The sequence below is a fragment of the Candidatus Nitrospira bockiana genome (assembly GCF_965152565.1).
On the sequence record NZ_OZ224215.1, the window covers coordinates 1051746 to 1076015 of the forward strand.

Sequence of the window (24270 nt, forward strand, 5' to 3'; positions counted from 1 at the left end):
CCCAAAGGTGATTGCTAAATCTTGGGCCAAGGCCTCTTTTTCCTTAGGTGGAATAGCCAATCGGATACTCGAACAAGACCTTCAACAAGTGAGTCCCAAGCAACTCGAACAGATCATCCCGGCGATGATTGAACCGAAATTCCATTTCCTTCAGATAGAGCGGGAAGTGCAAGCGGCTGACGCCATGATACTTGCGCAAGCGTTCCTTGGCGTAGCTCCAGAACCCTTCAATGCCGTTGATGTGGCGAAGGTAATGACGCCCCCGCTGCACATAGGTCTGCCCATGGTCGACCGGCAGGTGTTTGCCGTAGCGCCGCAGGGATTTATAGCTGCTAAAGCGATCCGTGTAGAAGACGGCACCTTTGAGCGCTCGACGTTCGATTTCCCGCATCAGCGTCGCTGCATCGGCCTGGGGGACGACGACGGTGCTGACCCGGCCCTGCCGTTCCAAGATGCCGAAGACAATGACTTTTTGGCCACGGGCGCGCCCCCGCCGCCCTCCGCGGCGACGGCCGCCGAAATAGCTCTCATCGCATTCCAGTTCCCCGGTCAGCGGCCGGGCTTCCGTCTCGGCCATCGTGGCCATCCAGCGGCGGTAGGCCATAAAGCGCTGCCAGATCGGCAAGGGACTCATGCGCAGTTCTCGCGCCGTCCGCAGCGCCGAGATCTCCAAGCAGAAGAGCTGCAAGATCTGCAGCTCACGGGCGACCCGATCGGGTCGATACCGCCACCGGCAAGCGAGGCAGCGGGTGCGCGCCCCCGGACGATACTGCCGATGCGGTGTCCCGCACCGCACACACTGATGTCGTCTCAATCGTTCGTCGACGAGCCGAACCGACAGCGCCGTCTGTGTCATGGGCCAAGGCCTCCATTTTAGGCCTGGCCCAGAAATTAGTAATCACCATCCCAAAATGATTATGTCCGCTCTCGCCAAACTAGAAATGTCCTCTTCGATAGACTGCCTGCCCCGATGAAGGAGGGCAGGATGGTCAGAGAGGACACGGTCTGTATCCGGCTAGCTATGGAGAAGCAGGTTCGACAGCGCGAGGCGGCTGAGAGGTTGGGGGTGACGGTCCGGCAAGTGCGGCGACTCATCAAGCGGCTGCGGGCCGAGGGCGAAGCAGGGTTAGTTCATCGCTTGCGTGGGCAGCCGTCGACCCGGCGCACGTCAGCGGCGCTGAAGACGCAAGTGCTGGCGTTGTATGCGCAGCACTAGGGGGACTTTGGGCCGACCTTGGCGGTCGAGAAGCTGGCCGAGCGGCATGGGATCGGGCTCAGTGCCGAGACGCTTCGGCTCTGGTTACGGGCTGCTGGCGTTGACCATTTTGCACGGCATCCGCGCCGGCATCGCGCCTGGCGCGAACGCAAAGCGCATTGCGGGGAACTGGTCCAGCTGGACGGCTCCCACCATGATTGGTTGGAGGGTCGCGGCCCTCGCTGCGTGCTGATTGCCTACATCATGATGCCACGAGTCGCGTCTGGGCGAGATTCTATCCGTATGAAGGCCGATACCGGCACTTTGCCGTCCGGCCAGCCAAGGCGCCGGATCTGCATCGCCCGCTGCCCGCGGGCCCCACGTGGAGCGGGTGTTGTGTGTGAAGACGCAGCGCGTCTTGCGGCGCGATGGGATGGTCCCGCACGACGGGCAACTCTACCAAGTCGACACGGCGGTCCCGGCCCCCCACATCCTTATCGAAGATCGGCTCGATGGTACGCGGCACCTCGCGCATCACGGCCGCTCGCTCCGGTACCATGCCATCACCGCGCGGCCCGTGAAACGTGAGGCGGCGGCTCCGTGGCTGCCGCGGGTGCGCGGACCGTCACAATCAAGCCAGGGCCCACTCATCCCTGGATTCGGGACAAGGCGAGGGCGGCGCACGCGGCGCGCACAACCTGACAAGAGGACATTTCTATTTTGGCTTGACACCCCCAGGTCGATCTGCTTGTTCTGCCGAAGGAGTTGTGCTACAGTCCCCTGCTGTTTTTTTGACGGGATCATAAGGAGTTAGGAGTCATTGGTGGCCCAGGATCCAGTTCGTGACAAGGTCATCGGGGCACTGTCCGATGCACTGCACGAAGCCAAACAACAGGGCGAACTCAAGCTTGAGGTCTTCCCTGCCTTGTCGCTCGATCTCCCCAAGCGTCCCGAATGGGGCGATCTCGCATCCACCGTGGCCATGGCGGTTGCCTCGTCGGAGAAGCGGGCTCCGCAAGAGGTGGCCCAGATTATTGCCAACCATCTCCAGCGCCACACCGGCGTCTTCGATCGTATCGACATCGCGAGGCCCGGGTTCCTGAACCTGACCGTGAAGCGCGATCTCTGGTTCGAGGTGCTCGCTGAAATCGAGCAACAGGGCGGGGCCTACGGCCGGAGCGATCTCGGCCGCGGGCGGCGTGTGCTGATCGAATACGTGAGCGCGAACCCGACCGGGCCCTTGCATGTGGGCCATGGGCGGGGTGCGGCGGTCGGCCAAGCGCTTGCGAACCTCCTGAAAGCGGCCGGCTATCATGTCGTGTCCGAGTACTACATCAACGATGCCGGGCGGCAGATGAAACTGCTCGGAGAATCGGTCTATGCCAAATACTTGGAGCGTCACCAGCGACCCGCCTCATTTCCTGAGGAAGGCTACCGGGGCGCCTATATCGAGGAAGCTGCGGCCCGTATTCAAGAGCGAGTGGGCTCCGCGCTCCTACGCTTACCCGCAGACGAAGCCCAAGAGCGTTGTCGGGAAATGGCCGGTCACGACATGCTTGAACAGATCCGGGGAGATCTGGAACGTTTCGGGGTGACGTTTGATTCCTGGTTCAGCGAGGCCAGCCTGGTGCAGTCAGGTGCCGTTGAGCGCGTTCTCGCCGATCTTCGTACCCGGGGCCTGTTGTTCGAGCAAGAGGGCGCATGGTGGTTCCGCTCCTCCGCCTATGGCGATGACAAGGACCGCGTTGTCCGGAAGCAAGAAGGCGAGTTGACGTATTTGGCGTCGGACATCGCGTATCACCGGGACAAGTTGATGCGAGGGTATGATCTGCTGGTCGACGTGTGGGGGGCTGATCACCACGGCTACATCGGGCGGATGGAAGCCGCCGTCCAGGCCTATGGCCATCCCAAGGACCGCCTGCGCGTCGTCTTGGTCCAGATGGTGCATTTGCTCCGCAGCGGGAAGAAAGTGGAAATGTCGAAGCGCAGCGGAGAGTTCGTGACGCTGCGGGACGTCCTGGACGAAGTCGGTCCGGATGCGGCCAAGTTTTTCTTTCTCATGCGGCGGTCGGACAGCCATCTCGATTTTGATTTGGAATTGGCGAAGCAGCAGTCGGCGGAAAATCCGGTCTACTATGTTCAATACGCTCATGCGCGCTTGTCCAGTCTCTTCCGGGTGGCCGAAGAGCGAGGGATCACGGTGCCGTCGGTCCGTGATGCCAACTTAGCCGTCCTGTCGGACCCGGACGATTTCGCGCTCATTCGGAAACTCTCCGCCTATCCGTTGCTGATTGAAGCCAGCGCCGCCGCGCTCGAACCGCACCGAGTGACCTTCTACCTCCAGGAGCTCGCCGGACTGCTCCACACCTTCTATTACAAGCACCGCATCATGCCTGCGAGCGCCGAACCGGAGCCGGCCGATGGTCGATTCGTGTCGGCGGATCAGTCGTCGGGTCGCTCGAAAGAAGTGCCGACGCCCGAGGTCACGGCCGCGAGGCTGGCCGTCATGCGTCAGGTTCAGCATGTCATCAAGAACGGCCTCGACCTGCTCGGGATCTCGGCGCCTGAGCGGATGTGAGAGGAGCCGCAGCGACCGCGCCCACGAAAAGACGCTTCTACTGATCGATGATCCGATTCACGGTTCGGCACACAGACTGGCGCGGCGCGGCGAGGTTGGGAAGCTTGTGGACCCCGCACGCCGAGATCGAGACACCGGCGTTCATGCCGGTGGGGTCGTTGGGGGCCGTCAAAGGCATCGACCCCGACGACCTTCAGCGAATGGGCTATGGCTTGATTCTCAACAATGCCTACCATCTGTCTTTACGTCCTGGTCATGATGTCGTCGCCGCGCACGGTGGCCTGCATCGCTTCACCGGGTGGTCGGGTGGGATTCTGACCGACAGCGGAGGGTTTCAGGTCTTCAGTCTTGCCAAGCTGTGCCTGGTGACGGAGGACGGCGTCACATTTCAGTCCCATGTGGACGGCTCCTCGCATGTGATGACGCCCGAGCGGGCGATCCAGATCCAAGAAGCGCTGGGCGGCGACATCATCATGGCGTTCGACGAGTGCGTCGCGTTGCCGGCGGCACGTGAGCGGCTCGAGGCGGCGTTGGCCCGGACCAACCGGTGGGCGGCTCGCTGCCTCGCCGCCAAGCGCCGCGCCGATCAGGCGCTGTTCGGCATCGTGCAGGGTGGGCATGATCCCGAATTGCGTGCGGCAGGTGCTCGCGAGCTGGTACGGATGGGATTCGATGGGTATGCCATCGGCGGGCTCTCGGTCGGGGAAGCCAAGCCGGTCATGTACGCCATGGTCTCCGCAACGGTGCCGCATTTGCCTCCGGACCGGCCGCGTTACCTGATGGGCGTCGGGATGCCGGAAGACCTCGTGGAGGGGGCCGCGCGCGGAGTCGATCTGTTCGACTGCGTCGTGCCGAGCCGCCACGGCCGGACGGGTTGGCTCTTCACCTCCACCGGCCGGGTCGTCATCAAACAGGCGCAGTATGCCCGGGACGACGCTCCGATCGATCCTTCCTGCGGCTGCCCGGTCTGTCGGCGCTATTCACGCGCCTATCTCCATCACTTGTTCAACGTCAAGGAGATGCTCGGTGTCCGACTGAATACGCTGCATAACCTGTACTACTTTGCGGAGTTGATGCGTGGGATCCGATCGTCGCTCGCCGCGGGAACGTTTGACGCGTTCCGGACGGCCTTCCATCAACGCCGTGCGGCGCTCGGGAACGATCGGGATCTCCACGTCACGTCGGCATGCGAGGAGGTGGAACGGTGACGGTGCTGGCATCGGTGGCCTGGGCGCAGGGCGCCGGGACGGGAACTGGAACGGGGAGTGCCTGGCTTTCTTTCCTCCCCTTCATCCTGATCTTCGTGATCTTCTATTTTTTGCTCATTCTGCCGCAACAGAAGCGCCAGAAGAAGCTGAAGGAGATGCTCGACGCGTTGAAAAAGGGTGACAAGGTCGTGACCTCCTCCGGGATCTGGGGTACCGTGACGAACCTGGGGAAGGATACCGTCACGCTTCAAATCGCGGACAACACCAAGGTCAAGATTCAGCGGGACCACATTGCCCGCGTCCGAACCGATGAAGAGGAATGAGATCGGGTGGTCCCTTTGGAGGGCGGGACGTCTCGTCAGCCTGCCTGGAGGCCATCCGAGCCCTGTGAGGCTCGTGGAGAAAGGTTGAACAACGGATGAAAAAGGTCGGCGGTCGTTTTCTGCTCCTTGGGCTCGTTGTCGTGCTCTCGATCGTGTTTTTTGTGCCGTCGTTGCCCTCGGTCTATCAGTCCTTGCCCGACTGGGTGAAAACGATCATGCCCAACAAGGGGATCACGCTGGGGCTCGACCTCCAAGGCGGCATTCACCTGGTGCTGGAAGTGGAGGAGGAGCGGGCCGTCGAGATCGCCGTCGACCGCTCGGTCACCGCCATTCAGGACCTCCTGGCCGACAAGAAAATTCCGGTTGAATCGGTGAAGCGAACCGGGCGCGACCAAGTGACGTTGAGCTATCAAAACGGCGAGCTGAAGGAGTCGATCCAAAAGGTGATGGAGGAGTTCCCTTCGTTCGTCGAGGCGGAGGGCCAGGGGGCGAACACCCTCGTCTACCAACTCAGGGATGCGGAGGTCAAACGGATCAAGGATTCGGCGATCAATCAGGCACTGGAGACGATTCGCAACCGCATTGACCAGTTCGGTGTCGCGGAGCCGCTCATCCAGCGGCAGGGTTTGAAGCAAATCGTCGTCCAACTTCCGGGGATCAAGGAGCCGAAGCGCGCCAAGGACCTGATCAAGGAAACCGCTCTCCTCGAGTTCAAGATGCTGGACGAGTCGAGCAACCTGGCCATGGAATTGCCGACGCGTGTTCCCAAGGGGAAAGAAGAGGAGCTGCTCAAGCAGTTCGAAGGCAAGATCCCCGAGGGCGATCAGATCCTGTTCGAGAAGGTCGTGGAGAAGGACACCGGCCGGGAGTTCCGCGTGCCGTATCTCGTGAAGAAGCGCGTGATGCTTGCCGGCGACGTGCTGAGTGATGCGCGGGTCGCGATCGGACAATTCAACGAGCCGTACGTCGCCGTCACATTCGACGCCAAGGGGGCCAAAGAGTTCGACCGGATTACCGCGGAGAACGTCAAGAAGCGGATGGCCATCGTTCTCGACAACACGATCTATTCGGCGCCCGTGATCCAAGAGCGGATCAGTGGGGGCCGCGCGCAAATCACCGGCACGTTTACCACCCAGGAAGCCAACGATCTCGCCATCGTCCTGCGGGCCGGCGCCCTTCCGGCGCCACTGAAAATCATCCAAGATCTCACCGTCGGCCCGTCGCTTGGTCGGGATTCGATCGAGAAAGGCATCCGGGCGACGTTGGTCGCGGGAGCCATGGTCATCCTGTTCATGGTCTTCTATTACCGGCTGTCGGGCGTCATTGCCGATTTCGCCCTTGTCCTGAACCTGATCTGCCTGGTCGGCGCGTTGGCCGGTCTCAATGCCACCTTGACCCTGCCGGGGATCGCCGGAATCATTCTCACGATCGGCATGGGCGTCGATTCCAACGTGTTGATTTTCGAGCGGATCCGGGAAGAGCTCAGACAGGGGAAACCGGTCCGTCTCGCCGTCGATGGCGGCTATGACAAGGCCCTGTTGACCATCATCGATTCGCACGTCACGACCTTGATCACCGGGCTCGTCCTGTTTCTCTTCGGGACCGGCCCGATCAAGGGATTCGCCGTGACCCTGTGTTTGGGCATCGCCATCAACCTGTTCACCGCGCTGGTCGGCACCAAGGTCGTCTTCGACTGGATCAATCAGCGCCGGAAGTTGTCGCAGTTGAGCATCTAGCAGACCCGGGGAGGATCATGCTCGAGATTCTCGGCAAGACCAATATCGACTTCATGGGAAAGCGCTACTATGCCTTCCTTTTCTCCGGCATCATGGTGCTGCTTGGGGTCATTGCGCTCGTCCAGATCGCCCGGGGACAGGCCAACCTGGGCATCGACTTCTCCGGCGGCACCGCCGTTCAGCTGAAATTCGAGAAGCCCATCCGGATCGATGAGGCGAGAAAGGCCTTGGAGTCGCAGGGCTTGCCGAATGCCGACCTGCAGGAGTTCGTTCAAGAGAACAAGCTCCTGGTCCGAGTGAAGGCGGGCACGACGATCGAAGAAAAAATAGCCGATCGCATCGTGGCGGTCTTTCACAAGGAGTTCCCCGACAACTCGTTCACGGTGGAGTCGTCGACCGAGATCGGACCGACGATCGGAAAAAAGCTGCAGCAGGACGCGCTGATTGCAATCGCCATTTCTCTCGCCGGGATCGTCATCTACATCGCCGCCCGATTCGAATTCCGCTTCGGGGTCGCGGCCGCCATCGCCACGTTCCACGACGTCCTTGCCGTTCTGGGCGGCTTCTACATCCTGGACAAAGAGATCACCCTGCTCGTCGTCACCGCGCTCCTGACCCTTGCCGGGTATTCGCTCACCGACACGGTCGTCGTGTTCGACCGGATCCGGGAGAATTTGAAGGTGCGCCGGCGGGATCAGATTGAAACCGTCATCAATAACGGGATCAATCAAGTTCTGAGCCGAACGATCGTAACCAGTCTCACCGTGGTCCTGGTTTTGATCCCGTTGACCCTCGCCGGAGGAGAAGTCCTCCATGATTTCTCGTTGGCCCTTCTCACCGGCGTCATCTTCGGCACCTATTCCTCGGTCTTCGTGGCGAGCCCCTTGGTCCTGCTCTGGCCGGGCGGGCAGGGCCGCCTCCTGAAGCGGGGATAGCATGTTACCATTTCTTGACATCAGGAAGGAGCGTCAATGACAATAAGATCCTGACGTTACGCGCGGACGTTACCGGAATGAAACCCTTCGGCCCGCAAAGCCTGCAGCGGAAGGTCATCACGGCCATCGTGATGGTCGGCCTCCTTCCCCTCACCATTTCTCTCATCCTCACCTACCTCGAGGAGCGCCGCGCGCTCAGAGAGACCACCGGCGCCAACTTCAAGGAAATCGCCGTCGAAGCGGCACGGCGCATCGAGATGCAGGTGACCAGGGGCATCAATGAGGCCCAGCAGCTTGCGACGACCCCATTCTTGAAAACAGCGGTCAGCGAAGCCAATCGCAGCTATGTCGGAAAGGACGACAAAGAAGTCCAAGCCATGATCAACGACTGGCAGCGACGCTGGCGCGGGCGTGAGCGCAAGAACGATTTTCCCCTGTTCATCAACCGCATCGTCACGAATTATCTCATCCGCTGGCACGACATCAGACGCTCCGACTACATCGCGATTCTCGTTACCGACAATCGTGGCGCTCTCGTGGTCAGCTCGATCCCGCACGTCGAGTATTACTATGGCAAGACCGCATGGTGGCAGGCGGCCTTCAACGGAGGACAAGGGCAGGTGTACGTGAGCGAGATGTATTTCGATCCCTCGTTCGGCACCCACGCGCTCAATGTCTCCGTGCCGATCTTCGACGACGAACAGGGGCGGTTGATCGGAACCGTCAGCCTGATTCTCCGGCGGGACGCGCTCTTCCATTCGATCTCCGATGTCGTCATCGGGGACACCGGGCATGCCATGCTGATGACGATGGACGGTGCGGCGTTGATTTGTCCGGTTCTGGCCCCCGAGGAGCATACGGTTTCCACGGATTTGCTCAAGGCGATGAGCGAGATGCGGGCAGGGTGGATTGTGGCGGCCGACGACACGCACGGTGGCCGTAACGCGATCGTCGGCTTTGCCCCGGTGCGGCTCACCCATCAATTGTCGCCGGCGAGCTTCGGCGGAAAACGGTGGGTGGCGTTCGTGCGGCAAAACCCCGACGAGACGTATGCGCCCCTCCGCCAGCTCGTGTGGCAGGTCCTTGCGTATGGCGTCGTCGTCTTCGCCGTGCTGTGGGGGACGGGCGCGATCGTCGCCAAGCGCCTCGTGAAACCGATCCGCTTGCTCCACGACGGCGCTCAACGGATCGGTACAGGAGCCCTCGACCATCGGCTGGACATCAAGACCGGCGATGAAATCGAGCACTTGGCGGACGCGTTCAACCGCATGGCCGCCAATCTGAAGCAGTCCTTCACGCAGCTCGAGCAGCGTATGGGGGAGATCCGGCGTCTGGAGGAGAAGTACCGCGACCTGATCGAGAATTCGCCCGAGATGATCCACCAGCTCGACAAGGCGGGCCGGTTCGTTCACGTCAACAAAACCGAGTTGGAGAAGCTGGGCTATACGCACGAGGAGATGCTGGCGATGCATCTCTGGGACATCGTCCCGCGCGGGAGGGAATCCGAGGTGCTCGCGTATTTGGAGCGCCTCATGGGGCAAGGGCGCGGGACGATGGAAACCGTGTTTCTGACGAAGCAGGGCAAGGCGATCGACGTCGAAATCCATTCCACCGCCCTGTTCGACCCCGAGGGGGGCGGGCTGTTGTATTCGCGCGCGTTCGTGCGCGACATCACCCAGCGCAAGTTGCTGGAGCAGGAGGTGCACCGGCACACCACGCAGCTCGAGCAGGAGGTGGCGGAGCGGACGCAGCAGTTGTCCGAATCGCAGCGCCGGTACAAGGCCTTGTTCGATCTGGCCGCCGATTCGATTTTCGTCGTCAATGCGGACGGCAGCGTCATCGGGGTGAACAAGCGGGAGGAGCAGCTGTTGGGGTACGCGGAGGCTCAGGTGGTCGGGCGGCCGTTTCTGGATATCGTCGCACCCCGCGATCATGGGACCACCCAGGCGCTGTTGAACAAAATCGTGAGCGGAGAGAGTCAGGTGCCGGCCCACGAGATCGCCGTGTTCAGCAGCGCCGGCACGCTCATACCGGTGGAGATGGATCTGATCCGGATCGTCGATGGAACGAAGCCGGCGGTGATGGTACAGCTACACGACATCACCGAGCGCAAGCGGCTCGAAGAGCATCTCCAACAGTACAATGAGGAGCTGGAAATCAAGGTCAGGGAGCGGACGCGAGAAATCGAGGAAACGAAGCAGTACCTCGAAAACCTCCTCGAAAACGCCAACGATGTCATTTACACGTTGGACGCGGAGCAGCGGTTCACCTACGTCAACAGCAAGATCGATGTGTGGGGCTACAAGAAGGAGGATCTGCTGGGCCGCCCCTACCTCGCCTTACTGTCGAAACGCCACCGCGGCCGGCGGCTCAAGAGCACCCTCGACATCGGAGTCAAGCAGGTCTATGAAGTCGAAGTGGTGACGAAGTACGGCGACGTCCGGACGGCCACCGTCAGCGTGTCCCCGCTGACGGACCGAGACGGCCGGATCCTCGGTGTGCTGGGGATCGCCCGCGATATCACCGCGACCAAGAAACTGGAGCAACAGATTCTGAGCTCCGAGAAGCTCGCGTCGATCGGCAAGCTGGCGGCCGGGGTCGCCCACGAGATCAACAACCCGCTGGGCGGGATCCTGAATTGTCTGTACAACATCCGGAAGGGGACGCTGTCGCCGGAGCGCCAGGCCGAATACGTCTTCTCGATGGAGGACGGCCTGCGGCGGGTTCAAAAAATCGTGCGGCAGTTGTTGGAGTTCTCACAACAACATGAGCCGGAGCTGTCATTGACGAGCTTGAACGAGGTCATCGAACGGGTCCTGGTCCTCACGGACCACGCGTTTATCGCACATCGCATTCGACTGGAAAAAGAGCTCAGTGACGCGCTTCCGCCGCTCATGGTCGATCGGCACATGCTCGAGCAGGTGCTCATGAACTTGATCTTGAACGCCGTCCAGGCGATGCGCAGCGGAGGCGTCATCACGATCCGGACGAAAGAGGCGCAGGAACGCTGCGCGATTCAAATCGAGGACACCGGATGCGGCATCCCCGCCAGTGTGCTCCCGAAGATCTTCGATCCTTTCTTTACGACGAAGGGGACGGGCGAGGGGACCGGTTTGGGCTTGTCCGTCAGCCTGGGGATCGTGGAGCGTCACGGGGGGACGATCCAGGTCGAGAGTGAAGTAGGGAAGGGATCGGTGTTCACGGTCTGGCTGCCGATCAACCGGGACCGGGCGCCGGTCGGGAAAGGGATATGAAAGCACCCACCGTCTTGATCATCGACGACGAGCCGCTGATCCGCCTGTCGATGACCGATGCCTTGAAGGCCGTCGGGTACGAGGTCCGTGCGGCCGCAACCGGCCAGGAAGGGCTGGATCTCCTCAACTCGAACGTCTTCGACATCGTCATCTCCGATCTCCGGCTGCCCGGGACCGATGGACTCGAACTGCTGCAGGTCTGCAAGCAGCGGTCGCCCCGCACCGAAGTCATCATGATCACCGCGCATGGGTCCGTGGAGGCGGCCGTCGAGGCGATGAAGCACGGCGCCTACGACTTCATCACGAAGCCGTTCTCCATGGACGAGCTCTTGTTGATCGTCGATCGGGTGAGCAAGGTGCTCGCCTTGCGTGAGGAGAATCTGCACCTGCGCGAGGAGCTCGAAGGCAAGTTCAACTTCGAGGGCATTCTCGGCAAGAGTCCTCGGATGAGGGACGTCCTCGAGACGGTCAAGATGGTCGCCGCGACCGACTCGACCGTCCTGATCGTGGGGGAAAGCGGAACCGGCAAGGAGCTGATCGCCAACGCCATTCACCGCAACAGCCCGCGTAAAGATCAGGCGCTTGTGAAGATCAGTTGCGCCGCGCTCCCTGAAACGCTGCTCGAAGCTGAATTGTTCGGCCATGAGAAGGGTGCCTTTACCGGGGCCGTGCGTCAGCGGCGCGGTCGATTCGAAATGGCGCACAAAGGCACCCTCTTCCTCGATGAGATCGGCGAGATTTCTCCGGTGGTGCAGGTCAAGCTCCTGCGCGTTCTCCAGGAACGGCAGTTCGAGCGGGTTGGCGGGAACGAGACGATCGAGGTCGATGTCCGCCTGGTGTGCGCGACCCAGAAGGACTTGAAGAAAGAGGTCCAGCAGGGGCGCTTCCGTGAGGACCTCTATTATCGGCTCAACGTCGTGCCGCTGGCCATTCCCCCCCTGCGTGAGAGGCGGGAAGATCTGATGCTGATTGCCGAGCATATGCTCCGGACGCGCTCCGAGCGCCTCAACAAGCCGCTGAAGGGATTCTCGCAGAGCGCCCAGGAGCTCCTCCTCCGGTATTCATTCCCGGGCAATATCCGCGAGCTGGAGAATCTGATCGAGCGCGCGGTGGCCCTCGGCCGTCCCAACGAAGAGATCCAGGCATGGACGTTATGCGGCCAGCCGTCGTGTCCGTACATCGGCGGGCCACCTCAGCCGACCTGTGGGTTCTGCAGCGAAGGCTTGAGCGGAGGCGGGAAGGAGGCCGTCGCGCTCGAAGCGCTCGCGTCGGCGCGTGAGCGCTTCGAGCGGGACTACATTGTGTCGGTCTTGGAGCGGGTGGAGGGCAGCCGGACCGTGGCGTCTCGAATCTTGGGCCTCAGCCGAAAGGCCCTGTGGGAGAAGTGTAAGCGCTACGGTATCCCGTCCGAACGAAACGGCTCCGATCAGGAGGACGACGAGTAGCTATCCTTCTTGCTCGTTCCCGCCCTCCCACAGCTTGACCAGCCGATCCCATCCGCCGGTAGCGAGTCGCAAACCGTCGGGTGAAAAGGTGACACAACGGACGGGGCCCGCATGAGCCTTCAGGGTGCGGAAGTGCCGGCCCGATTGAATGTCCCAGAACTTCACCGTCTGGTCGTCGCTTGCGCTCACCAACACCTTGCCGTCCGGCGAGACGGCGAGGGATCGCACCCAACCGGAGTGGCCCTTGAGCGTACGGATCTCCGCCAGATGCGGCATTTCGAAGAGCTTGATCGTCGCGTCCCGACTGCCAGTGATCAGGATACGACCATCCGGTGTGTAGGCCAGCGCGCCGATCCAGTAGTCCATCGGCTTTTGGAACCCGCCGTCGTCTTCGACGAAGAACCCGCGGGCTTCCGTCGTCTCGTCGTCTTCGGTTTCCCGCCAATGGCCGTTGTGAAGCAGCTTCTCCTCGCCACTCGGGAGGACCTCCCAAATCTTCAGCTTGCCGATGTCGTTGCCGCTGGCGAGGTGGATGCCGTCCGGCGAGAAAGCCACGCAGACCGACCAATGATGGTCGTACTGATCCTTTCCCAGCAGCGTCATCAGTTCCGTCCCCGTGGTCACCTCCCAGATCTTGATGTCCTTGTTGTGGGCGCCGCGGGCCAACATGAGCCCGTCGGGAGATAAGGAAAGGCTGCAGACGTTGTGGTCATAGCGCGTGAACAACAGCTTCGTCGGCTCTCCTGTTTTGGGGTTCCATATCCGAATCGTCCGATCATCGCTGCCTGTAATGAGGGTCTGACCATCCGGTGTGAAGAGGACCACACGGATGTCCTGCGTGTGCCCCCTGAGCGATCGGAGGAGTCGGCCGGTTTCGACATCCCAGATTCTCACGAGACGATCCACGCCGGCGCTCGCCAGCGTCTGTTGGTCGGGTGCGATCGCGACGGACCAGACGCCCTGAGTATGACCACGATAGGTTCTGATTTCTCTGAGATCGGCTTTCCAATACTCCAACAGATCAACCGGACGGCGAGCAACGGCTTCGGCAACGCCTCCAGTCTGCGGACTCGCGAGCGGCTCCATAAGATTCCTCTCTCTGCATAGCCTGGTGTTTGCAAATGCCCGTGAGCGGTGGCTATAATCTACTGCCCATCGGACCGACCCCATCTTATGAAATGCTCGTAAACCAAGTCAAGGCAATCACTTTGGCGTAAAAGGACGTGCCCTATGACCACCCGAGAACGGACGTTGGATATCCGCTTTCAGCCGGCGTTGCTTCAGGAAGTCATCGACTCGTTCATCGAGAAGACGGAGCGTGAGGGTGATCCGAGCTATTACAAGGAATTCCACGAGCTTGCCGACCCGATCTATGAGCGTTTTTCACTCGACGACCGAGAAGCGGAGTTCAAGAAGCTCTACCAATACCTCTTCGGTATCTGGGGTTTTTCAGACATCATTCGTGATGCCTTTGACGAGTTCCCAGATCTCAAGGAGAAGATCGGGATCGTGCTCGTCAAGGGGGTCTTGAAAGAGGATCAAGAGGGCGTCGATATTCTCCGAAAGTGGGGGTCAGTCGAGCAGGAGCTGGCCCGACAATTCGAGGAGCAAGGGCTCAAAGGCGTCGGCATTAAATTGATCCCGCGTCGGTTCTATGATCCGGCTCTCAGCCGGTACTGCCGCCATGAGCTGACCCACATCGCCGATATGCTGAGCCAGGAGTTTCAGTATGATCCGGACACGAAGGTCGGCCAGAACCCCGGCGAAGAGACCCTGATCCTGCACCGCTATCGGGTGCTCTGGTGCATGAACATCGACAGTCGCCTGACTCGCGCCGGGAAAGACCCCATGCTGAGTCGGGAAGATCGCTTCAAAGAATTCCGCTCGTGGTACCGCAAGATCCCACCGGCACAGTTGAAGTCGGTGTTCGAAGGGCTGTGGCAAGCCGATTTATTTACCCATTCAGAACTGGTCGAGATGGCGACCGACACGTTGCGCGTCATGGACCGCGCGGTCGAAGTGGAAGGCGGGGAAGTTCCGGACACCGTCAACAAAGTGATGCTCATGCCCGGGTTCCCCTGTCCCCTCTGCCGCTTTCCGACCTATTCGTGGGTGGAAGACCTGGGAACCAAGGTCGAAAAACACGTGCTCGACTACATTCGCGAAAACCATCCCGGCTGGGATGTCGAATACGGCGCGTGCGATCGCTGCGTGGAAGTCTACAAGCTGCGCGCCGACGGCGTGATGTAGTCGCCGTATCCCTATGGCATCCGAACCGAGTTACGGACGGCGCCATTTTCTGAAAGACTCGCTGGTCTCGATCGCCAAGACCGCGCAGGAGTATGTCAAGCATCGAGACGCTCCGGCCGAGCCCGCGGCGATCGTGCCGCGGCACGACTGGCTGCGGCCGCCTGGCGCCGCGCCCGAGACGTTGTTTCTCGCGCGGTGCACCAAGTGCGGCGATTGCCTCAAGGCGTGTCCGCACGAGGCCATCCAACTCGATCCCCGCGACGGGTCCCCGGTCCTCTTTCCAGACGTGGCACCCTGCCATCTCTGCGACGACTTTCCATGCGTCTCGGCCTGTGCGACGGACGCACTGCGACCAATCGACGGTCTCACTGATGTCCGGATGGGTCTCGCGGTGGTGGCAACTCAGACCTGTACCGCCGATCAGGGATGCAACGCTTGTGTGTCGAAATGCCCGACCGGGGCCATCTCGATGGATTTCGAGACCATGCGAGTGTCAGTGTCGAGCAGTAACTGTGTCGGATGTGGTTTGTGTGAATACACGTGCAAGAGCGTCAATGACCGGACGGCCATCACCGTCCGTCCCGCACGACTGTTGCGGATCGGTGACGCGCCGCTTTTCTAAGCGTTGAAGGGAACGAAAGAATTCGCCGACAAGCAGAGATGGTCAGGCGCGGCGGAACCGGAAATCATTGAGCTTGAGGGCAGTGAGTTGATGCTTGACATCATTTTGCCCTTTGCCTATGATACCCGAACCGTTGCCCTGGCAGGTCGATGTTTGAAAGCCGAGTCTCTTTGTTCGTAGTCGGATTTCGAACTCGCACTTGAAGGAGAAGAGGCATGGGTACCATGGAAAGTCAACGAAGCCCCTCCGGTTCCGCAGGAGTCGTTCCCGCCCAGACAGCTCTGAAAGATTCACCCGCTGTAGAGCGCGCACTGAGCCGAAGCAAGCTCTATCTGCTCATTTCCTGGAGCATGCTGTATCCCGAAGACGACGAATTCTTGGATTATCTTCAGAGCGGAGAATTTGTCGAGGACGGTCGGTCCGCGATTGAGAACTTGAGCCAATCGCTTGAAGGGATTGGCGGTGAACGGGCCAGAAAGAAACTGACCTCCATTCTCAAAGGGTTCGAGCAGATCGAAGCCTGGGTTGCATCGGAATGTGCCAACTGGCAGTTGGCTGATCTTCAGTCCGAGCACCGCCGAGTGTTCAGCAACGTCATTACGCTCGATTGCCCTCCGTACGAAACCCTGTTCGGCAATGACCACGTGTTCGGTCAGGCGCATGTCATGGGTGACATCGCCGGCTTCTACAAAGCCTTTGGCGTCGAGCTCTCACGGGACATTCATGAACGGATGGATCACCTGAGCGTCGAGCTCGAGTTCATGCATTTTTTGGCCTACAAGGAATCCTACGCGCGCTGCCACGATGGATCCGACAAGACCCAGATCGTGGTGGACGCGCAAAAGAAGTTCGTGAAGGAACACATTGGTCGGTGGGTACCGTTGTTTAGCAGGATGCTGGCCAAGAAGGCGGACTCCGGCTTTTTCCGCTACATCGCCGATTTTACATCCGATTGGATGGAGTTCGACGCGGCTTACCTGGGGGTGAACCCGCAGCCCTATTCGGAAGCCGACTACCGCCCTGCCACGTTCAATGCCCCTGAAGGGCAAACCTACGAGTGCGGTGCGCAGGATCAGGGTAATGAATTGAATATCCTGCTGAACGAGGTGGGTGCGCAATCGTTCATGGATCATAAGGAGAAGGACGAACAATCCGGGCCTGTGGGAACGGCCTAAGCTGCGGGTGCGAGTCGTTGCGGGGTTATTTTGCCGAGCAGTTTTCTTAAATCTTTAATCGGGAGGGCATAATTTTATGAGAGTGGTGCAGACACGCAATAAAAAACTAGTGTTTGGCATTCTCCTCTCTGCCCTGATCGTCGGGGTCATGCTGACGATTGGGCAGGTGCCTCTTGCGGTCAGCCAACCGGTGACGATTCCGGTGAAGGCGATCAAGGGGCCAATCCCAATGGATGGGGCCAATCCTATTTGGGAAGGCGTTCCAGGTGTCGTGGTTCCACTGAGCGGCCAGACGATTACCACGCCGATGCATCCCAATATTGCGGTGAAGTCGGTGTTCGTCAAAGCGGTAACCAACGGGAAGGAATTGGGCTTCCGTCTGGACTGGTCGGATCAGACGAAGAATGACACCACCATCGGTCCACAGGACTTCCGTGATCAAGCCGCCATTCAGTTCCCGGTGAATACATCAGGGGCGCCGCCCTTCCAGTGCATGGGCCAATCGGGTGGAACGGTGAACATCTGGCGTTGGAACGCGGAGTGGCAAAAGGATATCGGCAAAGACAGCGCGGGTCTGTGGGACGTGGATGACCAGTATCCCGGTATCTTCTGGGACTACTATTTCGAGGAGCCGGCTGGAGGGGTGACCTATCCCGATCGCATCGGTCGGAGCCTTGGTCCTTTCAATCCTGGGATTTGGTCGGGCAACATCATGTCCGATCCGACTCTGCGCATCAGCTCCGTTGAAGACCTCAATGCGAACGGGTTCAGCACGTTGACGACACAGGCTCACCAGGATGTGATCGGGAACGGTCTCTGGGAGCCTGCCGGTTCCATCAAGGGTGGATGCTGTGTGGGGCCGACCTGGCGCATCGTGGTGAAGCGCGCGCTCACGACCAACGATCCTAACGATGTGCAGTTCAAGGCGGGCATGTCGGTTCCGGTTGCCTTTGCTGTCTGGGATGGGAGCAACGTCGAACGGAACGGCATGAAGGGCATTTCAACCTGGTACACCTTGAAGCTGCCCTGATTCGCCGCTAAAGGCAGTCAACAGAGCCCCGAGTCGCTGTCGCGAGGCAGATGACTCGGGGCTTTGACTTTCTAGAAGCATGCTCCGGGGCGATGTCACACGCGGATCACGCGGTTGCATTGGAAAGTTCAGAGGGTGTATAAAATACCGTCGCTCCGTGACCATCGGCACGGCGCGAGCCTCCGCGGAAGGATCAACGTGAAAATCTCGCTGCTGTTTCCACCCAGTTGGCATCCGTCTCAGCCGTACTTGAGCCTGCCGTCACTGACCGGCTTTCTCAAGCAAGCCGGCATTCATAACGTGACTCAGCGGGACTTGAACATCGAAGTCTTGGATATGGCCTTGTCGCCCTCCTATGGCGAGGAGATGTACGGGCGGTTGCGCGACAAGGTGAAAGCGCTCGAAGGTCGTGCGCTTCCTGATATTGGACCTAACAGCAAGGAACATCACGCACGGGCGGTCGAGGCGCTTGAGCGGTTTCCGTATCTGTTCGAACGAATCGATCTGGCGAAAGAGACATTGCGCGGAGAAGACTTCTACGATCTCGAACTGTATAGGGACAGTTTGTTCCTCGTGGACAAGTGGCTCGAGTTCCTGTCGACGCTGTACTTTCCCACCCGCTTAACGGTTGTCGACAACCAGTTTGGCCAGTATTCGATCTACTCGTCACGCGATTTGATCAAAGCCATTCGGGATGAGGAACAGAACCCTTACGTGGGCCTGTTCCGGGACAGGTTTCTCGCTTCCATTCTTGCCGAACAGCCGGATCTGATCGGCGTGTCGATCACGGCTACCTCGCAGATCATTCCTGGGCTCACCCTGTGTCGGCTGATCAAGGAGGCGAATCCAGACGTTCATCTGACGGTCGGCGGAAGCATTTTCACGCGCCTGGTCGATAATCTCCGGCGTTGCCCGGAGCTCTTCAACATCACGGACGACTTTATCGTCTTCGAGGGCGAGACGGCGCTGCTGGAACTGGTGAATCAGCTGGCTGGAAAGCGGGATCTCAGCAAGGTGCCGAATCTCATCTACCGGCAGAACGGCCGCATTACCGTCAATCAGCCCTTCTACTCCGAAAACATCAACGACCTCCCCGCACCCGACTATGACGGCTTTCCGCTCGGGAAGTACCTGGCCCCTGAAACGGTGCTCCCGGTCCAGTTCTCTCGGGGTTGTTATTACAAAGACTGCGCGTTCTGCGCGCTGACCCTCGACCATCAGAATTTCCGCCAGAAGGACCCCGGGAAGACGGTCGATGAACTGCAGATGCTCTCCGAGAAGTACGACACTCCCTTCTTCTTTTTCACCGATGAATGTCTAGCGCTCTCGCCGACGAAGCGCCTCTGCCAACAGCTCATCGAGCGTGGTCTGAACCTGCAGTGGACCTGCGAGATGCGGTTCGAAAAAAACCTGTCTCGGGAGCTGCTGACCGCCATGCGGGATGCCGGCTGCTTGAAGATCGTCTTCGGTCTGGAGTCGTTCAATCAGCGCGTCATGGACTTCATGAAGAAGGGGATCAAGCAGGAGAGCGTCCGCCGGATCACCGAGGACTGCCTGGATCTCGGTGTTGCGATTCACTGTTACATCATCGTCGGCTTCCCGACTGAGACGGAGGAGGAAGCGTTGGAGACGATGAATTTCGTTGTGCAGAACACGCGGTTGCATTCCTCGTTCGGCTTCTCGTGCCAACCCTGTCTCTTCGATCTCGAAAAGGAAGCGCCGATCATGAGCGATCCCGGCGGCTATGGGATTCGGCGGATCATGCGTCCGTCCTCCGAAGACTTGAGCCTCGGGTTCTTCTACGAAGTGCAGAGCGGAATGACGCCCGAGCAGGCGGAACATCTCTATCAGTACGTGTACGAGAAGATCAGCGCCGTCGTGTGCGAGTTGCCGTTCAATTACTCCATGGCGGACGGGCTTCTCTACATCGCCCGGGCCAAGGCCCAGGCGCGAGCGGTCCCGCAGCCGACGGGCTCATGAATCGGTGAAGGACGATGCACGCGAGCGAAGATGTCGTGGTGCTGGAGAAGGGCGTGGGCCGCATCGATGAGCACGGACTGCTCCTCGAGTACGCGCTCAAGTTTCTGTTCCTGGCCGCGTTCTTCGAGCTCGTCCTCTACCGCCTCGTCTCCCGGCTCGGCATGCATCTCAGCAAGCTGGCCGCACAGTACGACTGGATCCGGGTGCTGTTCAAGGCTCTGTCGTCGATCGGCTTCACGCTGCTGAACGTCGTCTCGCTGCTCGCGTTCCTCTGCTTGTCCCTCATCATCCTCATGAAGCTGAGAGAGCTCGGCCGCCGGATATCCGACAGGCTCATCGTTGGTGCAGTGGCCTTGTTACTCGTGCTGACGGTCGCCTTCCTCATTCTCCCGCCCGTCATGCTGGGGGCGATCATATACAACATCGTGACATGGATCGTGCTCGGTCTGTTGGGGGTCGAATACCTGAAGACGCATCGACACGTCGGGCAGCGCGCCATGGTCGTCACCTTTCTGCTGGGTGTGTCCGGCTGGCTCTATTACCAGACCATTTCCACGGTCTACGGCTTCTGGGAGATTCTAGCGGTACCGCCCTGGGCCCATGAAATCAACCGCCTTGGCGAGGCCATGATGGTGCTCTCGAGCGTCCTGGCCTTTTGGGCGTACGGCGGCATCTCCGTTCGTACCTCCAACCGCCGACAACGGAAGCGCGTGCTCTGGACCATCGGCAGCGGGGTGGCGGTGTTTCTGGCCCTGTTTTTCCTGGATTACGTGCTCGTGCGGTACGATCCTGCGACGGCCGAGTCGGTGCGCAAAGCGGGCGAAGGCATTGGCTGGATTTTTCAGATGGGCATGGGGTACACGTTTTACCTGCCGTTCGCGTGCTATGTCGCTGGGCTGTTTTGCTGGAGCTATGCCGTGCTGAAACAAGTCACGATGGGGCGACTGGCCGGGTACGGCCTCGGGTTGATGTTCATGGCGGGGTACGCGTTGCAACTTTCCCATTTGACCTTGATGGTCGTACTGGGGCTGCTCCTGCTGACGATGGAGCGCCAACGCGTGGCGATGAAAGCCGCCGAGCCGCTGGAGGGCCGTCCGGAGGGCGCGGCGATGGTGGGTGCGGCGGGCACGATGGTCGGCGAGCGCATCTAATCACTTCACTTCGAAACCACGGACTGATTCGATCAGTCGAGGATTACCATGGAAGACCAGAACGTGACGGGACAAAGCGAGGCAGGGACGGTGGCGGAGCAGGAACGGCCGCTCACCCCGGATGAAGAAATCGCCGAGCTCGAGAAGCTGCTGGCGACGGATGGTGAAGATTTTCAGGCTCGTTGTCGATTGGGTGAGCTGTATTTCAGCAAGGGGCGGCTGGACGATGCGCTAACCGAGGTCAAAAAGTCGATCGAGATGGCCGAAGCCCTGCGGATGGAGATGAATCGCTCTCTGGCCATGTACTATTCGAACCTCGGGACGATTTACGGCACCAAAGGGATGATCGATGAGGCTGAAGCACAGTTCCGAAAGGCATTGGAAGTCTTCCCCGATGACGTGCTCGCGCTGTTCAATCTCGGCCGGGTCTACTCGGATAAGCGCCAATTCATGGATGCCCGGAAATATTACGAGCGGCTCGTCGAGGTGACCCCGGAGGATCCCATCGCTTGGTATAACCTGGCTGGCGTCTACGTCGAGCTCGATAACCCCTCGGTTTCCGACTACAACACGATCGATATGGCCATGCAGTGCTATCTCAAGACGTTGGAACTGGATCCCAAGCATCTCGAGGCCAGCTTCAAGCTCATGGAGATCGCACTCAATCACAAGAAGACGGATCTCGCCATCAAAGTCATGGAAGACGCCGTGGATCACAATCCGGACGAGCCCCTGGCCTACTACAACTTGATCAGCACCTATGATAAGTGCAAGATGTTCGAGCAGGCCGAGCAGACGCGCCAGAAGTTGAAAGAACGGTTCGCCAAGCGCGCACGGGAATCAGGCCGTGCGTCACCTCAATAAAAGGAGACCTGGTATGTTTGGAAGCATCGGATTCACCGAGCTGATTCTGATCCTGTTCATCGTGCTGATCATCTTCGGAGCCGGGAAGCTGCCGCAGCTCGGCGAGGGCCTCGGCAAGGCGATCAAGGGCTTCAAGAAATCCGTCCATGAAGCGGAGGCGATCGACGCCGAGTCCCAGCCGCAGGTGCAGGCTGAGATGCCCAATCAAGTGACAGCCCAGCCGGCGCCTGCTGCTCCCGCCGTCCAGATGGCGATGCCCGAGCCCCAAACCGCGGCGCCCTCCACCAAAGGCTGACGTCATGGCTGATTGTCGTCGGCGATCGTAGGAGAAGGGCGGACCATGGGTACGAGTGTCGAACTTGCGATCGGCTATATCGAAACCTTCGCCGGTAATGGAAAGGCGAGGAGCACGGGGGATGGCAAGCCGGCGGTCAAGGCCGGCATTCCTCTTCCACACCATGTAGCGCTCGACAAAGAGCAGCGCTATCTCTACATCGCGGAGTCCGGATCGGACCGCGTTCGGCGTATCGACCTGAAGGAAGGTACGATTCACAATTTTGCGGGCATCGGCGAAACCTGCTACAGCGGCGACGGGGGGCCGTGCAGCGAAGCCGGTCTCTACCTGCCGCTCGATCTCGCGTTCGACTCGCAGAACAATCTCTATATCTGCGACTCCGGCAGCAATCGTATCCGCAGGGTGGACCACGAAACCGGCACGATCACGACCGTCGTCGGAAGCGGCCAACACGGCTATAACGGCGATGGGCCGGCGCTCGAGATCAACCTGACGTGGCCTGCGGCCATTGCATTCGATGCTGACGACGTGCTGTACATCGCCGATACCCAGGCTCACCGCGTCCGCCGGTACGATCCTCAAACCGGCCTCGTCACGACGATCGCCGGGACATGGTCGGAGGAGGATGACGCGCGCGAGCAGCCGCTCGTCGCACGAAATCTCGTCGTGCTCTCCGGCGATGCAATCGGGATCGACTTCAGCGACGACAATGGATGGCTCATGCCGGTGTGCTCGGATGGGTTGGATCTCTCCCTCTATCTGGACGACGGTCGGCCGGCTCGAGAGGCGCGGTTGTACGATCTCGTCGGGATCGCCGTCGACAGCCGCGGGCACGTGTACGTGGTCGACAAGGGCAGCAATCGAGTCCGGAAGATCGACAAAGACACCGGGGTCATCTCGACGCTGGCCGGTGTCTGCCGTTACGGCTGGGATGGTGACGGGAAAGCCGCAGTACGATCGATGCTGCACGCTCCCGAGGCGGTAATCTTCGATGCGCAGGACAATGCCTACGTCTCGGATACCATGAACCACCGCGTCCGGCGCGTGGAGGCGGGCACAGGGATCATCACCACAATCGCGGGAAACGGCGACAGCGGGTACGAAGACAAGCACATGGGCGGATGCGGGGCGGCACGGTTTGTCGCGAAAGAAGCGGCGGGACAGTTGAAACACGGCGACGGGCTTCTCGCCACCGACGCCGTTGTCAATTCTCCCGTAGGTCTTGCCCTCGATGCACAGGGGTTCCTTTACATTTGCGAGCGGGGGGAGAATAAGATCCGCCGCACCAAATTGTGGTAAGCTGCGGCTCGGGTGCCTGTCATTCGCCGAGCCCGACCGGCGGCATGGCCGGCAGGTTCGTACGAGGTTGCGATGGGTCGATGGCAGCGGGTGGGTGAGCAGCCGCGGTTGCTCGTGCCAGTGTTCTCGGCGTTGTTTGCGGTTGCGCTCGTGCTCGGTGCCTTCGGTATTCCGATCGTCAGCTCTCAAGGGCTCTACATCCGCTCTCACTTCATTTCCGGCACGATTCCCACCACGCCGGAGGATCCCACCTGGGATAAAGTTCCCCCGTTGACGCTGCCGCTCAGCGGGCAAGTCATCACGCGTCCTGTCTGGCCGGAGCCTGCTGCGCGCGCGCTGACCGTGCGGTCGGTGCACAATGGAACGGATATCGCGTTTTGGCTCGAATGGCAAGACAACACGAAGAACGATCGCCTCACGCCCGGGACGTTCCGCGATGGTGTCGCGATCGGCCTCCCGCTTGGGGAGGCTCCGGCCTTTTTCTGCATGGGACAGCTCGATCACTACATCAATATTTGGCATTGGAAGGCCGACTGGCAGAGCGATGTGGACCGGCGTGCCGCGCGCTCGACCGAGCGGAAGGCTGAAGGCGAAGTCCGGCGGTTCGAGGTGATTCCACGGCGAGCATCATCGGTCGAGGACCTGATTGGCGGCGGGTTCAGCACGTTGACCAGCAAGCAGTCCCAGGGGCGCGTCCAAGGAAAGGCCACGTGGAAGGACGGCGTCTGGCGTGTTGTGATCAGAAGACCGTTGGCCAGCACTGATTTCGAGAATGAAGCGACCCTCCAGCCTGGTCGCTTGCAGGCGATCGCCTTTGCGGTGTGGAACGGGGAAAACAAAGAGCGCAATGGCCAGAAGGCGGTGGCTCCCTGGTTTCAATTGTCGATGGACCCCGTCAGCCAATTGTAACCGTGTTCCAGACCAGGGGAT

General features: G+C 60.2%; 21 protein-coding genes and 1 pseudogene. 19 read left to right on the top strand and 3 right to left on the bottom strand.

Annotated features, from left to right (window positions below; all coding sequences use genetic code 11):
• Positions 1-43 precede the first annotated feature (43 nt).
• Positions 44-856: an IS1595 family transposase gene (locus tag ACWHYV_RS05245; protein WP_447976685.1), complete on the bottom strand. Its 813-nt coding sequence runs from the start codon at positions 854-856 to the stop codon at positions 44-46.
• A gap of 129 nt (positions 857-985) precedes the next feature.
• Here ACWHYV_RS05245 and ACWHYV_RS05250 point away from each other — a divergent pair, with 129 nt between their 5' ends.
• On the top strand, positions 986-1216 hold the full coding sequence (locus ACWHYV_RS05250; protein ID WP_447979604.1) for a helix-turn-helix domain-containing protein: 231 nt from the start codon (positions 986-988) through the stop codon (positions 1214-1216).
• A 156-nt stretch (positions 1217-1372) separates the two neighbouring features.
• A pseudogene (locus tag ACWHYV_RS05255) lies at positions 1373-1503 on the top strand (ISNCY family transposase); the annotation flags it as partial.
• Here the strand turns inward: ACWHYV_RS05255 and ACWHYV_RS05260 are convergent.
• Positions 1491-1754: a hypothetical protein gene (locus ACWHYV_RS05260; RefSeq protein ID WP_447980764.1), complete on the bottom strand. Its 264-nt coding sequence runs from the start codon at positions 1752-1754 to the stop codon at positions 1491-1493. The pseudogene ACWHYV_RS05255 and the gene ACWHYV_RS05260 sit on opposite strands and share 13 nt — an antisense overlap.
• Before the next feature lie 264 nt (positions 1755-2018).
• On the opposite strand from ACWHYV_RS05260, the gene argS reads away from it, so the two are divergent.
• The 7 genes from argS to ACWHYV_RS05295 all read left to right on the top strand — a co-directional run bounded on the left by argS (position 2019) and on the right by ACWHYV_RS05295 (position 12674).
• Positions 2019-3773, top strand: coding sequence for an arginine--tRNA ligase (gene argS, locus ACWHYV_RS05265; RefSeq protein ID WP_447979605.1), 1755 nt, complete (start codon positions 2019-2021; stop codon positions 3771-3773).
• A gap of 47 nt (positions 3774-3820) precedes the next feature.
• The gene (gene tgt, locus ACWHYV_RS05270; RefSeq protein ID WP_447979606.1) at positions 3821-4981 is read left to right on the top strand and encodes a tRNA guanosine(34) transglycosylase Tgt; all 1161 of its coding nucleotides are present in this window, start codon (positions 3821-3823) and stop codon (positions 4979-4981) included.
• On the top strand, positions 4978-5304 hold the full coding sequence (gene yajC, locus ACWHYV_RS05275; RefSeq protein ID WP_447979607.1) for a preprotein translocase subunit YajC: 327 nt from the start codon (positions 4978-4980) through the stop codon (positions 5302-5304). Before tgt ends, yajC begins: the two co-directional genes overlap by 4 nt.
• Positions 5305-5399: 95 nt before the next feature.
• Positions 5400-7040, top strand: coding sequence for a protein translocase subunit SecD (secD, locus tag ACWHYV_RS05280; protein ID WP_447979608.1), 1641 nt, complete (start codon positions 5400-5402; stop codon positions 7038-7040).
• 17 nt (positions 7041-7057) lie between these two features.
• Complete coding sequence (secF, locus tag ACWHYV_RS05285; protein WP_447979609.1) at positions 7058-7975, top strand: protein translocase subunit SecF; 918 nt, start codon at positions 7058-7060, stop codon at positions 7973-7975.
• A 77-nt stretch (positions 7976-8052) separates the two neighbouring features.
• Positions 8053-11229, top strand: coding sequence for a PAS domain S-box protein (locus tag ACWHYV_RS05290; RefSeq protein WP_447979610.1), 3177 nt, complete (start codon positions 8053-8055; stop codon positions 11227-11229).
• A complete protein-coding gene (locus ACWHYV_RS05295) occupies positions 11226-12674 on the top strand; it encodes a sigma-54-dependent transcriptional regulator (RefSeq protein ID WP_447979611.1) in 1449 nt (482 codons plus the stop codon). Before ACWHYV_RS05290 ends, ACWHYV_RS05295 begins: the two co-directional genes overlap by 4 nt.
• Here ACWHYV_RS05295 and ACWHYV_RS05300 read toward each other — a convergent pair whose 3' ends face one another.
• Positions 12675-13760 (bottom strand): WD40 repeat domain-containing protein, encoded by a 1086-nt coding sequence (locus ACWHYV_RS05300; protein WP_447979612.1) that lies wholly within the window; start codon positions 13758-13760, stop codon positions 12675-12677. It abuts the gene before it with no gap.
• Between the two features lie 144 nt (positions 13761-13904).
• Here ACWHYV_RS05300 and ACWHYV_RS05305 point away from each other — a divergent pair, with 144 nt between their 5' ends.
• The 10 genes from ACWHYV_RS05305 to ACWHYV_RS05350 all read left to right on the top strand — a co-directional run bounded on the left by ACWHYV_RS05305 (position 13905) and on the right by ACWHYV_RS05350 (position 24249).
• Entirely contained in the window at positions 13905-14924 is a 1020-nt protein-coding gene (locus ACWHYV_RS05305; RefSeq protein ID WP_447979613.1) for a hypothetical protein, read from the top strand.
• Positions 14925-14937: 13 nt separating this feature from the next.
• Positions 14938-15546 carry a 4Fe-4S dicluster domain-containing protein gene (locus tag ACWHYV_RS05310; protein ID WP_447979614.1) on the top strand — a complete coding sequence of 203 codons (609 nt, stop codon included), beginning with the start codon at positions 14938-14940 and terminating at the stop codon, positions 15544-15546.
• Between the two features lie 215 nt (positions 15547-15761).
• Entirely contained in the window at positions 15762-16721 is a 960-nt protein-coding gene (locus ACWHYV_RS05315) for a TorD/DmsD family molecular chaperone (RefSeq protein ID WP_447979615.1), read from the top strand.
• Between the two features lie 76 nt (positions 16722-16797).
• Positions 16798-17751 carry an ethylbenzene dehydrogenase-related protein gene (locus tag ACWHYV_RS05320; RefSeq protein WP_447979616.1) on the top strand — a complete coding sequence of 318 codons (954 nt, stop codon included), beginning with the start codon at positions 16798-16800 and terminating at the stop codon, positions 17749-17751.
• Positions 17752-17949: 198 nt separating this feature from the next.
• The gene (locus tag ACWHYV_RS05325) at positions 17950-19731 is read left to right on the top strand and encodes a B12-binding domain-containing radical SAM protein (RefSeq protein ID WP_447979617.1); all 1782 of its coding nucleotides are present in this window, start codon (positions 17950-17952) and stop codon (positions 19729-19731) included.
• 14 nt (positions 19732-19745) lie between these two features.
• The gene (locus tag ACWHYV_RS05330) at positions 19746-20882 is read left to right on the top strand and encodes a hypothetical protein (protein ID WP_447979618.1); all 1137 of its coding nucleotides are present in this window, start codon (positions 19746-19748) and stop codon (positions 20880-20882) included.
• Between the two features lie 48 nt (positions 20883-20930).
• Positions 20931-21746, top strand: a complete 816-nt coding sequence (locus ACWHYV_RS05335) for a tetratricopeptide repeat protein (RefSeq protein WP_447979619.1) — start codon at positions 20931-20933, stop codon at positions 21744-21746.
• 13 nt (positions 21747-21759) lie between these two features.
• On the top strand, positions 21760-22041 hold the full coding sequence (tatA, locus tag ACWHYV_RS05340; RefSeq protein WP_447979620.1) for a twin-arginine translocase TatA/TatE family subunit: 282 nt from the start codon (positions 21760-21762) through the stop codon (positions 22039-22041).
• A gap of 45 nt (positions 22042-22086) precedes the next feature.
• Complete coding sequence (locus ACWHYV_RS05345; protein ID WP_447979621.1) at positions 22087-23340, top strand: NHL domain-containing protein; 1254 nt, start codon at positions 22087-22089, stop codon at positions 23338-23340.
• Positions 23341-23412: 72 nt separating this feature from the next.
• Positions 23413-24249, top strand: coding sequence for an ethylbenzene dehydrogenase-related protein (locus ACWHYV_RS05350; RefSeq protein ID WP_447979622.1), 837 nt, complete (start codon positions 23413-23415; stop codon positions 24247-24249).
• Positions 24250-24270 lie beyond the last annotated feature (21 nt).

Bases quoted from the DNA above. Each gene is read 5' to 3' on its own strand.
- ACWHYV_RS05245 (WP_447976685.1), bottom strand. From the start codon at position 856: ATGACACAGACGGCGCTGTCGGTTCGGCTCGTCGACGAACGATTGAGA.
- ACWHYV_RS05250 (WP_447979604.1), top strand. From the start codon at position 986: ATGGTCAGAGAGGACACGGTCTGTATCCGGCTAGCTATGGAGAAGCAG.
- ACWHYV_RS05260 (WP_447980764.1), bottom strand. From the start codon at position 1,754: ATGGTACCGGAGCGAGCGGCCGTGATGCGCGAGGTGCCGCGTACCATC.
- tgt (WP_447979606.1), top strand. From the start codon at position 3,821: ATGATCCGATTCACGGTTCGGCACACAGACTGGCGCGGCGCGGCGAGG.
- secD (WP_447979608.1), top strand. From the start codon at position 5,400: ATGAAAAAGGTCGGCGGTCGTTTTCTGCTCCTTGGGCTCGTTGTCGTG.
- secF (WP_447979609.1), top strand. From the start codon at position 7,058: ATGCTCGAGATTCTCGGCAAGACCAATATCGACTTCATGGGAAAGCGC.
- ACWHYV_RS05290 (WP_447979610.1), top strand. From the start codon at position 8,053: ATGAAACCCTTCGGCCCGCAAAGCCTGCAGCGGAAGGTCATCACGGCC.
- ACWHYV_RS05295 (WP_447979611.1), top strand. From the start codon at position 11,226: ATGAAAGCACCCACCGTCTTGATCATCGACGACGAGCCGCTGATCCGC.
- ACWHYV_RS05300 (WP_447979612.1), bottom strand. From the start codon at position 13,760: ATGGAGCCGCTCGCGAGTCCGCAGACTGGAGGCGTTGCCGAAGCCGTT.
- ACWHYV_RS05305 (WP_447979613.1), top strand. From the start codon at position 13,905: ATGACCACCCGAGAACGGACGTTGGATATCCGCTTTCAGCCGGCGTTG.
- ACWHYV_RS05310 (WP_447979614.1), top strand. From the start codon at position 14,938: ATGGCATCCGAACCGAGTTACGGACGGCGCCATTTTCTGAAAGACTCG.
- ACWHYV_RS05315 (WP_447979615.1), top strand. From the start codon at position 15,762: ATGGGTACCATGGAAAGTCAACGAAGCCCCTCCGGTTCCGCAGGAGTC.
- ACWHYV_RS05320 (WP_447979616.1), top strand. From the start codon at position 16,798: ATGAGAGTGGTGCAGACACGCAATAAAAAACTAGTGTTTGGCATTCTC.
- ACWHYV_RS05330 (WP_447979618.1), top strand. From the start codon at position 19,746: ATGCACGCGAGCGAAGATGTCGTGGTGCTGGAGAAGGGCGTGGGCCGC.
- ACWHYV_RS05335 (WP_447979619.1), top strand. From the start codon at position 20,931: ATGGAAGACCAGAACGTGACGGGACAAAGCGAGGCAGGGACGGTGGCG.
- tatA (WP_447979620.1), top strand. From the start codon at position 21,760: ATGTTTGGAAGCATCGGATTCACCGAGCTGATTCTGATCCTGTTCATC.
- ACWHYV_RS05345 (WP_447979621.1), top strand. From the start codon at position 22,087: ATGGGTACGAGTGTCGAACTTGCGATCGGCTATATCGAAACCTTCGCC.
- ACWHYV_RS05350 (WP_447979622.1), top strand. From the start codon at position 23,413: ATGGGTCGATGGCAGCGGGTGGGTGAGCAGCCGCGGTTGCTCGTGCCA.